Raw genomic sequence first — 13,082 nt, forward strand, 5'->3', positions numbered from 1 at the left:
ATGCACCATCGTGGCCGTGTCAACGATGTCTCGATACATGCCGCACGTCCTCGATGTCCCGACACATCTGTCAACGATGTCCTGAAACCAGACACCGCCGTCTCCGCCAGTTCTCGAAATGGTTGCGGATCGCAGTCATGTTCTCGGGATTCCCTTGGTTTGGGCTGCCGCCTTTCGCGGAGCTTCGCTCCTGACCCGGCTGGTGCTCAGCCGGAAGTCGACCGGCGTACCACCAGTTCTGGCTGGAAGACGGTCCGACGCGCGATGCTCTCGGGGTCGGCGGCTTCCTCGAGGAGAATCCGAAGCGCGGTGCGGCCGATCATTCGGCTGGGCTGCCGCATCGACGACAGCGGCACCGCGGCGGCCGCGGCGAAGGGGATGTCATCAAACCCGATGATGGCGATCTCGTCGGGGACCAGCATCCGGCCTTCGACGATGAGTGACTGCAGCAAGCCAAGCGCGAGCAGATCGTTCCCCGCGAACACCGCGTCTGGCCAGTCGCGACGCGGCCTGGCCAGGATCCGGGCACCTGCGGCGGCGCCTTGTTCAACCGTCATCGCCTGGGTGGCGATCACTTCGATCTCGAGCGGCCGACTCGCGTTCTCGGCCGCAACTCGCGCCCCCGCGAGTCGGTCGTTGACCTGACGGATGTCGAACGGGCCGCCCACGAACGCGATCCGCCGTCGACCGATCTCAATGAGGTGCTCAACCGCCATGCGTCCGCCCATGACGTTGTCGACCGAGACGGAGGAGAACCGCCCGTCGCCGCTGAAACGGTCAACGAGCACTGCAGCGATTCCCCGTGCGCGCAGACGCTGCAGTCGGGTCGCGATGTCGCCGTATGGCGCAATGAGCACGCCTCGCACCTGCTGCTCTTCGAACAAGTCCAGGTAGACCCTTTCGCGGGCAGGGTCCTCGTCGGTATTGCCATACAGAATCGCTATGTTGTGGCGCGTTCCTTCGTCCTCCGCCCCACGAACCACATCGGTATAGAAGGGATTCTGGCCGTCAAGCACGACGAAACCGACCGTGGAGCTGATGCCGCCGCGCAGCTTCCGAGCGGCGTCATTGCGCACGTAACCCAGTTCTTCAATCGCGCGGTTGACCCGCTGGACCGATTCGGATGAGACTTCCTCAGGCCGGTTCAGGACATTCGAAACAGTGCCGACAGACACGCCGGCGCGCTGGGCAACGTCACGGATACTCGCCGGCACTGGCGTCCGCCCTTCCTTGGTCACGATTCGATCAAAGTCAGATTTCGGCTTGACCATCCCACTCGATATCCATAGAGTATCTGAAATCGACTGAATCGATTCAAGTTTTTCAAACCCTCAACGAGGAGGATGCTGTGGCACACGTTGACGCCGACGCCGAAACTCAGGCATCCGCGCACGCACTCGAACTGCGACGCGTGGTCAAGTCGTTCGGGCCGGTCGTCGCGCTACGTTCGGGCAGCCTCACCCTGGAGCGTGGTTCCATCCATGCATTGATCGGCGAGAACGGCGCAGGCAAGTCGACACTCGTCAAGGTTGTCGCAGGGCTTTACCGCCGCGACTCCGGCGAGTTCCTGCTCGACGGTGAGTCCGTGGACTTCTCCAGCACAGCTCAGTCGAAGGCCGCGGGCATCGCGGTGATCTACCAGGAGCCGACGCTCTTTCCGGACCTGTCGGTCACTGAGAACATCTTCATGGGGCGTCAGCCGACGAACCGAGCGGGCCGCATCGACCGTCGCGCAATGCGGGAAGAGGCGACGCAGATCTTCACGCGGCTGGGGGTCGCGCTGGATCCGGAGCGGATCACCGAGGGCCTGTCAATCGCCGATCAGCAGATCATCGAGATCGCCAAGGCGATCTCGCTGGACGCCAAAGTCCTCATCATGGACGAGCCGACCGCGGCACTGAGCGGTGTGGAGGTCGAGCGGCTGTTCGCCGTGGCGCGGAGTCTGCGTGACGAGGGTCGAGCGCTGCTTTTCATCTCCCATCGGTTCGACGAGGTCTTCGCGCTCTGCGACACGGTCACAGTCATGCGAGACGGCTCCTACGTCGATACGACCCCCATCTCCGAGACGAGTGTCGACGAGCTGGTTCGGCAGATGGTCGGCCGCGACGTGACGGATTTGTTCCCCAAGCTCCCTTCGGAAGTGGGCGAGGTCGTGCTCGAGGTCGACGGACTCACGCGCGTCGGGGTGTTCCGCGACGTCTCCTTCACCTTGCGCGCCGGCGAGATCGTCGGGCTCGCGGGACTCGTCGGCGCCGGACGGAGCGAGGTGGCCCTGGCGGTATTCGGGGTCGACCCCTACGAGAGCGGTACGGTACGGCTGCACGGTAAGGCGCTCCCGAAGGGGAGTCCACGTGCGGCGACGGCGGGTGGACTCGCGCTCGTTCCTGAGGACCGTCGCAAGCAGGGTCTCGTGCTCGATGACAGCGTGACGCGCAACGTCACGCTCGCGATCCGTCACAAGCTCGCGAAGTGGGGGCTGCTCTGGGGGGCGGCCGAGAACCGCGCGGCTCAGGAGTGGGCAAGCCGTCTGGAGGTCAAGACCGCTGCACTGGATGCTGAGACCGGCACCCTCAGCGGTGGCAACCAGCAGAAGGTCGTGCTCGGCAAATGGCTGGCGACCGAGCCGACCGTGCTCATCGTCGACGAGCCCACCCGCGGCATCGACGTGGGCACCAAGGCAGAAGTCCACCGGCTGCTCAGCGAACTGGCTCAACAGGGACTCGCGATTCTCATGATCTCGTCCGAGTTGCCGGAGGTGTTGGGTATGGCCGATCGCGTTCTCGTCATGCGAGAGGGCCGCCTCACTGGCGAGTTCTCGCGCAGGGAGGCGACTCCAGAAGCGGTGATGTTTGCGGCGACCGCCGATGCGGAGGCGACACGATGACCTCCGTCGACACCCGTCCGGTGCGTCCCGGCTCCAGCGCCGCGACCGCCCTTGTCCGCCGGCTCGCGACCGCTCGGGAGACGGGCATCCTGGTCGCCCTGCTGCTGGTGATCCTCGCGGCGACCATCAGCAACCCCTCCTTCCTGTTCTCGAATGACGGATTCCGCGACCTTCTGCTCACCCCGTCGCTGCTTCTGCTGGTGGCGATCGGCTCGGCGATCGTCATCATCACCCGCAACGTCGATCTGTCGGTCGGTTCGATCGTGGGCCTCACCGCGTATCTGACCGGGCGACTGTTCATCGACATCCCCGGCATCCCGCTCATCGGTGTCTTCGTCGGCGGCGTCCTCCTTGGAGCAATCCTTGGTCTGATCAATGGGGCACTCGTTGCGTTGGCACGTGTCCCTGCTCTGGTGATCACCCTCGGCACGCTCTACATCTACCGAGGCATCAACGTCGCCTGGGCAGGCAGCGATCGCATCAACGCGTCCGACCTCCCCAGGGACTTCCGGGCGCTCGGAACGGACCGCATTCTCGGCATCCCGACCCTCACGATCATCGCCGTCGTCGTCCTGATCGCCGCAGCCTGGTACCTGCGCAACCTGCGATCCGGTCGCGAGCTGTACGCGATCGGATCTGACCCTGCGGCCGCGCACCTCTACGGCCTGCGTGTGACCCGTCGCGTCATCGGCGCGTTCGTGGTCAGCGGGGCCCTGTCCGGGCTCGCCGGCGTACTCTATGCCGCCCGCTACGGCACCGTCAGCTCGGCCGCCGGCTTCGGCTGGGAACTCCAGGCGATCGGTGCTGCCGTCATCGGCGGCGTCGCGATCTCCGGCGGTGTCGGCACGGTCTGGGGCGCTGCGATTGGCGCATACCTCCTGCTCACGATCAACCGGGCGCTGCCCATCCTCGGCATCGACGACTTCTGGCAGCGCGCGGTGGTCGGCGTGCTCATCATCGGCTCGATCGTGCTCGATCGCGTGCTCGCCGTCCGACAGCACCGACGACTGATCGCCCAACGGGAGGTTGACCGATGATCGCCACAACAACCACCGCGTCCGCGCGCGTGTACAAGCTGCATGCCCGCCCCGCTTGGCGCCGACTCCTGCTCACCCGTGAGGCCGCGATCATCGCGCTGCTGATCCTGGTGATCGCTGTCGCCCTGGCCACGGTCCGCAACTTCGACAGCCCGCTCACGGTCACGTACCTCTTGCGGGATGTCGCGCCGATCCTGCTCATCGCGCTGCCGATGACGCTCATCATCATCTCCGAGGAGATCGACCTCTCGGTGGCGAGCATCGTCGGACTCTCGAGCGTGACGACCGGGATCCTGACCAACGCGGGGTGGCCCGTCGCCTTAGCAGCGCTTACCGCGGTGGTCGTCGGCATCGTGTGCGGGGTCGTGAACGGCTTCCTCGTCACCGTCGTCGGGCTGCCGTCACTCGCGGTGACGATTGGCACGCTCGCACTGTTCCGCGGCATCGCGGTTGGTTTGCTCGGCACGACCGCGATCACCGAATTTCCCGAGATCTGGACGGATCTCGCCAAGGCCAACATCCCTGGTACCCCGGTGCCGGCGATCATGATCCCGTTTGTGATCCTGGCGATCGTCTTCGCGGTGCTGCTGCACTTCACACCGTTCGGTCGCTCCCTCTACGCGATCGGCCTCAACAAGGAGACCGCGCAGTTCTCGGGCATCGACGTCGGCCGCACGAAGTTCATCCTCTTCGTGCTCAGCGGGGCGGTCTCCGGATTCGCGGGAGTGTACTTCACGCTCCTCTACAGCAATGCGCGCGGCGACAACGCGATGGGACTGGAGTTGCAGGTCATTGCGGCCGTCCTCCTCGGCGGCGTGTCGATCTTCGGAGGCCGGGGGGCGCTGCACGGTGTGATCGCCGGCGTGCTCCTGATCGGCACGCTCGGCAGCGCGTTGCGCCTGGCCGGGGTCACCAGCGACATCATCAACGTCATCACGGGAGTTCTGCTCATCGCATCCGTGGTCTCGGCAAGCCTTCTCGGCTGGTTGCAGAAACGAAGGACTGCAGCGATCGGCAAGAGGAAGGGTCGAGCCGGTGCGTCTTCGGACGCCGGCTGACCTCGCCAGCACCAACAACCTTCAATCCAACGGCACCACGAAAGGAACAATGATGTTTGGAATGCAGCGCAAGCGGCGCATTGCAACGACCGCCGCGGCTCTGGCCGTGGGGATGACCCTCCTCATGACCGGATGCTCCGGCGCAGGCGGAGGAACTCCTGACGAAAGCGACGGCGGGGATGACGCGAACCTGTCGATCACCATGCTGCCGAAGAACCTCGGCAACGCCTACTTCGACACGTCCACCGGCGGTGCCGAAGAGGCCACCGAGGAGTTCGGCGGAACCTTCGAGGAGGTCGGCCCGAGCGAGGGCACCCCGACGTCGCAGGTGCAGTACATCCAGACCGCCGCGCAGCAGGGCACCGGTGGGCTGATCGTGTCAGCGAACGACCCCGAGGCGATCTGCGACGCTCTCAACGAAGCACGTGATGCCGGCGTCAAGGTCGTCACGTTCGACTCGGACACGAACCCGGAGTGCCGTGACCTGTTCATCAACCAGGCGACCGCGGAGGGCATCGCGAAGGTGCAGGTGGACCTCATCTCGGAGCAGATCGGCGACGCCGGCCAGGTCGCAATTCTCTCGGCGTCGGCGAACGCGACCAACCAGAATGCCTGGATCGAGCTGATGGAGGAGGAGTTCGCCGCAAATCACCCCGACATCGAACTGGTCGAGACCGTCTACGGCGACGACGATGACCAGACCTCGTTCGACAAGACCGCGGCGCTGCTGCAGACGTACCCTGAGCTGAAGGGCATTATTTCGCCCACCACGGTCGGCATCGCTGCGGCCGCCCGTTATCTCTCGACGTCGGAGTACAAGGGCAAGGTCGCGCTGACCGGGCTCGGCACCCCGAATCAGATGCGTGAGTACGTCGAGGACGGCACCGTCGCGGCATTCGCTCTGTGGAACCCGGCCGATCTCGGCTACCTCGCCGCGTTCGCGGCACAGGCCCTGATTACCGGTGAGATCACGGGAGAAGAGGGCGACTCGTTCGAGGCTGGCAAGCTCGGGTCCTTTGAGGTGGACGAGGACGCCTCCGTTCTGCTCGGAGAGCCCTTTGTCTTCGACGCAGAGAACATCGGCGACTTCGACTTCTAAATCGATGTCGCGGCGGCGCGCCCGATCCTCCGAGGGTCGGGCGCGCCGCTGTGCGGAACGTTCTCAAGAATTGGTGAGTACCGCCCAATCGGGGGCTCACCAATCGGCGACAGGGCTACTAGGTTGAGGGTCCGCATGCCACTCAAGGAAGAGCCATGACCAAAGAATTACCGCCGCTGTCGAGCGACGCGACAGACGCCAGGTTAGCCACCACATCACCGAGAACCGGACGCAATCCGTATTTTCGGATGCTCGCACTTCTCGCCGGGTTCCTCCTCGCGCTCGGGGTGGTGATGATGCTCATCGGGGAGTTCTCGACCGGCGGCATCCTGCTCGGCGTGGGCTTCTCGGCACTCGTCGCCGTTCTCGTCACCGGGGCGATCACCTGGCAGATTCGCCAGATTGCGCGCCGACAGGCCTGAAACCGCCGCACATGCCCAGCATCTAGCGCTCTCAGGCAAGCCACGATTCGGTATGCGAGACTGACCGGGTCCGTCCTGGCATCGTCGGAGTTGTCGTTGCCGCAGTCCCGATCACTGTGGAGACAACATCCATGCCTTTGACACCGCGCGCCGGCGCCCTCTTCGCGTCCTCAGCCGACTCAGCATCCGCCGGGGTGGCTGACGGGATTGCCCAGTGGGCGATCCAGGTGATGGAGGCACTCGGCCCGGTCGGTGCCGGCCTCATCGTCTTCCTCGAGAACGTGTTCCCGCCCATCCCGAGCGAAGTGATTCTTCCGCTGGCCGGGTTCACCGCCAGCCAGGGCTCCTTCACCATCGCCGAGGCGATCCTCTGGACCACGATCGGCTCGGTCCTCGGCGCGTTCGTGCTCTACGGCCTCGGCCGCTGGCTCGGCCACGACCGCACCGTCTGGCTCGCCGCCCGCATCCCGTTCGTCGACCCCGACGACATCCTCAAGACCATCGCCTGGTTCGGTCGCCATGGCAAGAAGGCCGTCTTCTTCGGCCGGATGCTGCCCATCTTCCGCAGCCTGATCTCGATTCCCGCCGGCATCGAGAGGATGAACGTGGGCGTCTTCGCCCTGCTCACCGCGGCGGGCTCCCTGATCTGGAACAGCATCTTCGTGCTCGCGGGTTTCCTCCTCGGCGAGAACTGGGGCGCGGTGCTGCAGTACGCCGACGTGCTCAAGTACGTCGTCGTCGCCGGAGTGGCCGTGCTGTTCGGCTGGTGGGTGGTGCGCACGGTACTTCGGCACCGGGCTCGCCGCCGCGAGCTCGACCGCGTTCTCTAGGCGTCACGCCGCCCCGCCGCTCTGCCGCGTAGTCATCCGGAGCGGACGAAAGCACCCGGCCCGCCGGATGCTCTCGTCCGGAACGGATGACCTGGCGATGTCGAAACAGAACCGGCCCGTGACGCGAGAGCGCCACGGGCCGTTCTGTGATCCTGCTACTCCTGCTGTTCGCGCTGTTCCCGCTCCCGCTGCTTCTGCTCCTTGCGGGCCTTCTCTTCTGCGAGCACGCGCAGACCGGCGTCGCGTTCGTTGACGCGGGTGTTCTCGGCACGCACAGCGGCCTGCGTGGCGCGTTCGGTGACGAGCCAGGCGGGTGGAGCCTCGAGGAGGGCGGTGATCTCGGCCGTCGTGAGCGCGGCATCCGTCATCTCAGCGCGGGCGAGGCCTGACACCGAGATGCCGAGCTTGCGGGCGACTTCCTGGCGGGGGTGCGGGCCGTTCTTGCGCAATTCGACGAGCCACTCCGGCGGCGACGCGAGGAGCTCGTTCAGCTGCTCACGCGTCACGGGCTGGTTGCGGAATTCGTCGGGGGTTGCGGGCAGGTAGACGTTGAGCTTTTTCGCTGCCGTCTCCGGCTTCATCGTCTGGGGGGTCTTGTTGGAAGCCATGCCCCAAGCGTAACCGGTGGGCGCTGGGTAACACGCGGGTGGCGGCATCCGTAATACCCTGAGAAACGACCGTTCCCGACCCCGAACGGTTGTAAGGAGGCACCATGGACGCCGAATCGACGCCCGGCCGCCTCTTCCCCGTGGCCTTCGTGCCCGGGGTGACGCTCGCCAAGTGGTCGAAGGTGTGGGCCGAACGCCGCCCCGACCTGCCGATGGGCTTCGTGCCGACGCCGGAGGCCGACCAGGTTCGCGTGCTGCACGACCGCACCGCCGAGGTCAGTTTCGTGCGGCTCCCGGTCGACAACGCCGACCTGAGCGTGATCCCGCTCTACCGCGAGATCCCCGTCGTCGTACTGCCGAAGGACCACGACCTGTCCCAGGCCGAATCGGTGACCGTGGCCGACCTCGCCGCCGAACACCTGCTGCAGGACCCGGATGCCGTGCCCGAGTGGCGCGACGTCGCCGACGAGATCCGGGAGGGAACCCGCCGGCCGCTCCCCGAGATCCGCACCGGCGATGACGCCGCCGAACTCGTCGCCGCCGGAGTGGGCATCGTGATCGTGCCGCAATCGGTGGCCCGGCTGCACAGTCGCAAGGATGTTGTCGCCGTCCCGGTCACGGACGTCGCCGAGTCGCAGATCGCCCTCGCCTGGCTCGAGGAGAACACCACCGGCGACATCGAGGAGTTCATCGGGGTCGTGCGGGGCCGCACGGCCCGCAGCTCCCGCGCCCCCCAGGAGGAGCCTGAGAAGGCCCCGCCCAAGGAACGCAAACCGAAGCCCAAGGAGAAGGCGAAGCCGTTCACCCCGCGGCCGCACCGGGCGCCGAAAAAGCTGGGCAAGGGCCGCAACCGCGGTCGCGGCGGGCGTTCCTAGGGCACACAGGCCCTTCGGTGTGCGCGAATCGACCCGAAATCACGCGTTCAGGTCGATTCGCGCACCCTGAACCGCGCTACGCCACGGTCGTGCCGAAGAGCAGCCCGAGCAGATAGGTGACGGCGGCAGCGCCGTAGCCGATCCCGAGCTGGCGGAGGGCCCGCTTCAGCGGTGACGCACCCGAGAGCACGCCGACGACCGCTCCGGTCATGAGCAGCGCGATTCCGACCAGAACGGATGCCACGGCGACGGCCGCGAGACCGGAGAGCCCGAACAGGTACGGGAGCACCGGCACGATCGCGCCGGACGCGAAGAAGAGGAAGCTCGAGACGGCGGCGCCGCGGGCCGAGCCGATCTGCTCGTGTTCGTTCTGCGCGGCGAGGCTCCCGGTGTTGATGCCGACGTGGACGCAGTCCAGGCCGTTGAGCACCTCGTGGGCGTGCTCCGCGGCCTGCTTCGGCGCCATGCCGCGCACCCGGTAGACCAGCTGGAGCTCGTTGGCGTTGACGTCGAGCTGGGGGAGCACCGTGCGGGCCGACGGGTCGGGGGTGGTCGACTCGAGCAGTTCGCGCTGCGAGCGCACCGAGACGAATTCGCCGGCGCCCATTGAGAGGGCGCCGGCGAGGAGCCCCGCGACGCCGGCGGCGAGCACGACCCCGTTGCCGACGCCGGTGGCGCTCATGCCCAGCACGAGTGCGAGGTTCGAGACCAGCCCGTCGTTCGCGCCGAAGACCGCGGCGCGGAACGTACCGGACATGCTGTTGCGTCCGCGAGCGGCGAGCCCGCGCACGATCTCCTCGTGCAGCCGCTCGTCGGCTGCCATCGCGTCTGTGGCGTCGGCATCCGATTCGTACGGGGACCGGGACTCGGTGCGCTGCATCAGCGCCAGCACGAAGACGGAACCGAACCGCCGGGCGAGGAAAGCGAGCAGCCGCGTGCGGAGGGCGGTGCGGGTGGGATCGTTCGCGTGCGCGCCGAGCAGGCGGATCCAGTGGGCTTCGTGCCGCCGCTCGGCCTCGACGAGACCGAGCAGGATGGCCCGCTCCTCGCCGGTGCGGCGGCTGGCGAGTTCGCTGTAGACGGATGCTTCGGCGCGTTCATCGGCGAGGTACCGGCGCCAGCGTTTCACCTCGGCGGGACTCGGCGTTGGGATGGTGGGGGATTCGGTCACGGAGTGCTCCTGCTTCGGTGGGCCGAAGATCCTCAGGATTCTCGAGACTTCGGCCATCGTTGACATGTGGCCGAAGGTCTCGCTCGCCCGCTTCTGCGGGTGGGCTGCCGGGTCGTGGGACCAGTGTGTCGACAGACCGCGTCGCCGTTTCTGGATTGAAAGCGGCGGTGGGAACTACTCCCCTTCGCTGGCACCATTCTATCGCAGGCGCGGCCGGCTCTGCCCGGACCGTCAGGCGGGCGTGGCCGCGGCAATAACCGCGTGAAGCGTCTCGCGCATTCGTGTGAGCTCGTCGACGGACATGCCGAGTGCTGACACGATTTTCGGCGGGATGCCTTCGGCCTGGTCGCGCAGGCGCCGCCCGGCATCCGTCAGCGTGATGTCGAGGACCCGTTCATCGACCGTGCTGCGCTCACGGCGCACGTACCCGGTGACTTCGAGGCGCTTGAGGAGGGGGGAGAGGGTCGCCGGGTCGAGCTGCAGGGCTGAGCCGATCTCCTTGACCGAGCGGGGGCTGTGCTCCCAGAGCGCAAGCATCACCAGGTATTGAGGGTGCGTGAGGCCCAGCGGTTCGAGGATCGGGCGGTACAGCGCCAGCACGCTGCGGCTGGCCACGGCGAGGGCGAAGCAGACCTGGTTCTCGAGCGCGAGCAGGTTGTCGGCCTCGGTGGTGGATGAGCTCATGTCTGCCTCTCTCATGATCAACCTATACACTAACGGTTATGGCACGAACTAAAAAGTCCCGCGAGAGCGTCGCGGATGCCGGCGGCTTCACCAACTGGTTGAACAACAGGCTGCGTCCGTACATCGGGCCGCCGCCGCTCGGCCCGTACAACGAAGAGGCCCTGCCCCCTGCCTCGGAGTCCGCGTGCCCGCTCTGCGGCCAGGCCATGTCGCTGCATTCCGTCGACCGCAGCGGAGTGAAGACACAGGTGCACTGCCCGGCCAGGCCCACCACCGCGGCTTAGACAGGCTGCCCGCCGGACGCCGGCGGGCGTATGATCGCCGCCATGGAGCATCCGCAGGTGTTCGAACCGGCCGACCAGGTCGTCGACGCCGTCCGCGACATCTGCGCCGACTACCCGGAGTACGCCGAGGTCGAGGCGTGGGGGCGGCCGACCTTCCGTGCCGGTAAGAAGCTCTTCGTCGTGATGGGGTCGTCGATGGACCGCCCGCACTCGATGGTGTTCAAACCCGACCCAGACGAGCGGCCCGCCCTGCTCGATGACGACCGGTTCTTCGTGCCGCCGTACTTCGGCCCTGCCGGCTGGCTCGGAATGGACCTGACGCTCGACGGAACCGACTGGCAGTTCGTCGCCGAGCTCATCGACACCTCGTACCGGCAGGTCGCGCTCAAACGCCAGCTCGTGGCGCTGGAGGAGCGGCACCTGCGCTGACGCGACGGGCGAGAGCAGCCCGCGCGGGTGTTTTTGCGGCGGGCGGGCGCTCTTTCACCCGCGCCTGACCGGAAGACCCGCGCGCGAGAACGGATGCCGCGCCGCTTGCCGCAGGGGAGGCAGCCGTCCTGGGCCCTTCGCAGAAGTAAACCCCGGCCCTGCCGGCCCTGCTCCGCCACCCGGCGCGGGTGTTTTTGCGGGGCGCGGGCGCGAATGCACCCGCGCCGGGGCGGAAGGCCCGCGCGCGAGAACGGATGCCGTGCCGCTTGCCGCAGGGGAGGCAGCCGTCCTGGGCCCTTCGCAGATGTAAACCCCGGCCCTGCCGGCCCTGCTCCGTCGCCCGGCGCGGGTGTTTTTGCGGCGCGCGGGTGCTCTTTCACCCGCGCCTGGGCAGAAGACCCGCGCGCGAGAACGGATGCCGCGCCGCTTGCCGCAGGGGAGGCAGCCGTCCTGGGCCCTTCCCAGAAGTAAACCCCGGCCCTGCCGGCCCTGCTCCGTCGCCCGGCGCGGGTGTTTTCGCGGGGCGCGGGCGCGAATGCACCCGCGCCGGGGCAGAAGACCGGCGCGGGCGGAACGGATGCCGCCCCGCGCCGGGCGAGGCAGCATCCGTCCGGCTACAGGTCGCTGGACTGCGCCCAGAGGTTGACGCCCGCGTCACCCGCGAACTCATCGATGCGGCTGAGTTCGTCGGCGGTGAACGACGTGTTCTCGAGCGCCGCGAGGTTCTCGTCGAGCTGCTCGATGCGCGAGACGCCGATGAGCGCGCTCGTCGCGCCGCCCGGCCGCAGGACCCAGGCCAGCGCGAGCTGGGCGAGGGTCTGGCCACGGGATGCCGCGATGTCGTTGAGGCCGCGCAGGCGTGCGAGGTTGTCCTCGGACAGGAAGCTGTCGTTGAACGATCCGCGCGGTGTCGCGTGGGACGCCTCCGGGTCGTCGAGGAACTTGCCGGTGAGCAGGCCCTGCGCGAGCGGCGTGAAGGCAATCGATCCCAGTCCGCTGTCGCGAAGCGTGTCGAGCAGGCCTTCCTCGACCCAACGGTTGACGAGCGAGTACGACGGCTGGTGGATCACGAGGGGCGTGCCGAGCCCACGCGCGATCTCGACGGCGCGCGCGGTGCGCTCGGCCGAGTACGAGGAGATGCCGGCGTAGAGCGCCTTGCCCTGCCGCACGGCGGTGTCGAGCGCGCCGATGGTCTCTTCAAGCGGGGTGTTCGGGTCGACGCGGTGCGAGTAGAAGATGTCGACGTAGTCGGTGCGCAGGCGCTCGAGCGACTCGTCGAGGCTGTTGAGCAGGTACTTGCGCGACCCGAAGTCGCCGTACGGGCCCGGCCAGTGCGGCCAGCCGGCCTTCGTCGACACAATGAGCTCGCTGCGGTACGGCTTGAAGTCGCGCGACAGCATCCGGCCGAAGTTCTCTTCGGCACTGCCGTTCGGCGGCCCGTAGTTGTTGGCGAGATCGAAGTGGGTGATGCCGCGGTCGAAGGCATGGCGCAGGATCTCGCGCTGGCCGTCGAACGGCCGGTTGTCGCCGAAGTTGTACCAGAGGCCCAGCGAGATCGGCGGCAGCAGCAGCCCGCTGTCGCCGACCCGGCGGTAGCCGAGGTGGGTGTATCGGTCGGATGCCGCCTGGTAGGGCGCATGGATGTCGGGAACGGATGCGTCGAAGCGCACGTCGTCGGTCACGATGATCTCCTCAGGGATG

General features: G+C 67.2%; 14 protein-coding genes. 9 read left to right on the plus strand and 5 right to left on the minus strand.

From position 1 onward, the window contains the following. Nucleotides 1-206 precede the first annotated feature (206 nt). Complete coding sequence (locus ABIE24_RS15070) at nucleotides 207-1,214, minus strand: LacI family DNA-binding transcriptional regulator (protein ID WP_354501223.1); 1,008 nt, start codon at nucleotides 1,212-1,214, stop codon at nucleotides 207-209. Nucleotides 1,215-1,348: 134 nt separating this feature from the next. On the opposite strand from ABIE24_RS15070, the gene ABIE24_RS15075 reads away from it, so the two are divergent. The 6 genes from ABIE24_RS15075 (at nucleotide 1,349) to ABIE24_RS15100 (ending at nucleotide 7,330) form a co-directional block, all read left to right on the plus strand. Continuing rightward, entirely contained in the window at nucleotides 1,349-2,884 is a 1,536-nt protein-coding gene (locus tag ABIE24_RS15075) for a sugar ABC transporter ATP-binding protein (protein ID WP_354501102.1), read from the plus strand. Continuing rightward, nucleotides 2,881-3,921: an ABC transporter permease gene (locus ABIE24_RS15080; RefSeq protein ID WP_354501104.1), complete on the plus strand. Its 1,041-nt coding sequence runs from the start codon at nucleotides 2,881-2,883 to the stop codon at nucleotides 3,919-3,921. The genes ABIE24_RS15075 and ABIE24_RS15080 overlap by 4 nt, the downstream gene beginning before the upstream one ends. Further along, nucleotides 3,918-4,979: an ABC transporter permease gene (locus ABIE24_RS15085; RefSeq protein ID WP_354501106.1), complete on the plus strand. Its 1,062-nt coding sequence runs from the start codon at nucleotides 3,918-3,920 to the stop codon at nucleotides 4,977-4,979. The genes ABIE24_RS15080 and ABIE24_RS15085 overlap by 4 nt, the downstream gene beginning before the upstream one ends. A gap of 52 nt (nucleotides 4,980-5,031) precedes the next feature. Next, nucleotides 5,032-6,078 carry a rhamnose ABC transporter substrate-binding protein gene (gene rhaS, locus ABIE24_RS15090; protein ID WP_354501225.1) on the plus strand — a complete coding sequence of 349 codons (1,047 nt, stop codon included), beginning with the start codon at nucleotides 5,032-5,034 and terminating at the stop codon, nucleotides 6,076-6,078. A 155-nt stretch (nucleotides 6,079-6,233) separates the two neighbouring features. Further along, on the plus strand, nucleotides 6,234-6,500 hold the full coding sequence (locus tag ABIE24_RS15095; protein WP_354501108.1) for a hypothetical protein: 267 nt from the start codon (nucleotides 6,234-6,236) through the stop codon (nucleotides 6,498-6,500). A 131-nt stretch (nucleotides 6,501-6,631) separates the two neighbouring features. Next, nucleotides 6,632-7,330, plus strand: a complete 699-nt coding sequence (locus tag ABIE24_RS15100) for a DedA family protein (RefSeq protein ID WP_354501110.1) — start codon at nucleotides 6,632-6,634, stop codon at nucleotides 7,328-7,330. 155 nt (nucleotides 7,331-7,485) lie between these two features. Here ABIE24_RS15100 and ABIE24_RS15105 read toward each other — a convergent pair whose 3' ends face one another. Continuing rightward, nucleotides 7,486-7,938 (minus strand): DUF5997 family protein, encoded by a 453-nt coding sequence (locus tag ABIE24_RS15105; protein ID WP_354501112.1) that lies wholly within the window; start codon nucleotides 7,936-7,938, stop codon nucleotides 7,486-7,488. Nucleotides 7,939-8,042: 104 nt separating this feature from the next. Here ABIE24_RS15105 and ABIE24_RS15110 point away from each other — a divergent pair, with 104 nt between their 5' ends. After that, complete coding sequence (locus tag ABIE24_RS15110; RefSeq protein WP_354501114.1) at nucleotides 8,043-8,813, plus strand: LysR family substrate-binding domain-containing protein; 771 nt, start codon at nucleotides 8,043-8,045, stop codon at nucleotides 8,811-8,813. 76 nt (nucleotides 8,814-8,889) lie between these two features. On the opposite strand, the gene ABIE24_RS15115 is transcribed toward ABIE24_RS15110, so the two are convergent. Together ABIE24_RS15115 and ABIE24_RS15120 are read right to left on the minus strand one after the other, a co-directional pair. Continuing rightward, a complete protein-coding gene (locus tag ABIE24_RS15115; RefSeq protein WP_354501116.1) occupies nucleotides 8,890-9,984 on the minus strand; it encodes a VIT1/CCC1 transporter family protein in 1,095 nt (364 codons plus the stop codon). A 231-nt stretch (nucleotides 9,985-10,215) separates the two neighbouring features. Then, nucleotides 10,216-10,668 (minus strand): MarR family winged helix-turn-helix transcriptional regulator, encoded by a 453-nt coding sequence (locus tag ABIE24_RS15120; RefSeq protein WP_354501118.1) that lies wholly within the window; start codon nucleotides 10,666-10,668, stop codon nucleotides 10,216-10,218. A 38-nt stretch (nucleotides 10,669-10,706) separates the two neighbouring features. Here ABIE24_RS15120 and ABIE24_RS15125 point away from each other — a divergent pair, with 38 nt between their 5' ends. After that, complete coding sequence (locus tag ABIE24_RS15125; RefSeq protein WP_354501120.1) at nucleotides 10,707-10,952, plus strand: hypothetical protein; 246 nt, start codon at nucleotides 10,707-10,709, stop codon at nucleotides 10,950-10,952. A 42-nt stretch (nucleotides 10,953-10,994) separates the two neighbouring features. Next, nucleotides 10,995-11,381: an MmcQ/YjbR family DNA-binding protein gene (locus ABIE24_RS15130; RefSeq protein ID WP_354501121.1), complete on the plus strand. Its 387-nt coding sequence runs from the start codon at nucleotides 10,995-10,997 to the stop codon at nucleotides 11,379-11,381. A 614-nt stretch (nucleotides 11,382-11,995) separates the two neighbouring features. Here the strand turns inward: ABIE24_RS15130 and mgrA are convergent. Further along, nucleotides 11,996-13,063: an L-glyceraldehyde 3-phosphate reductase gene (gene mgrA, locus ABIE24_RS15135; RefSeq protein ID WP_354501123.1), complete on the minus strand. Its 1,068-nt coding sequence runs from the start codon at nucleotides 13,061-13,063 to the stop codon at nucleotides 11,996-11,998. Nucleotides 13,064-13,082 lie beyond the last annotated feature (19 nt).

The sequence above is a fragment of the Mycetocola sp. 2940 genome (assembly GCF_040548835.1).
Taxonomy (GTDB): Bacteria; Actinomycetota; Actinomycetes; order Actinomycetales; family Microbacteriaceae; genus Mycetocola_A.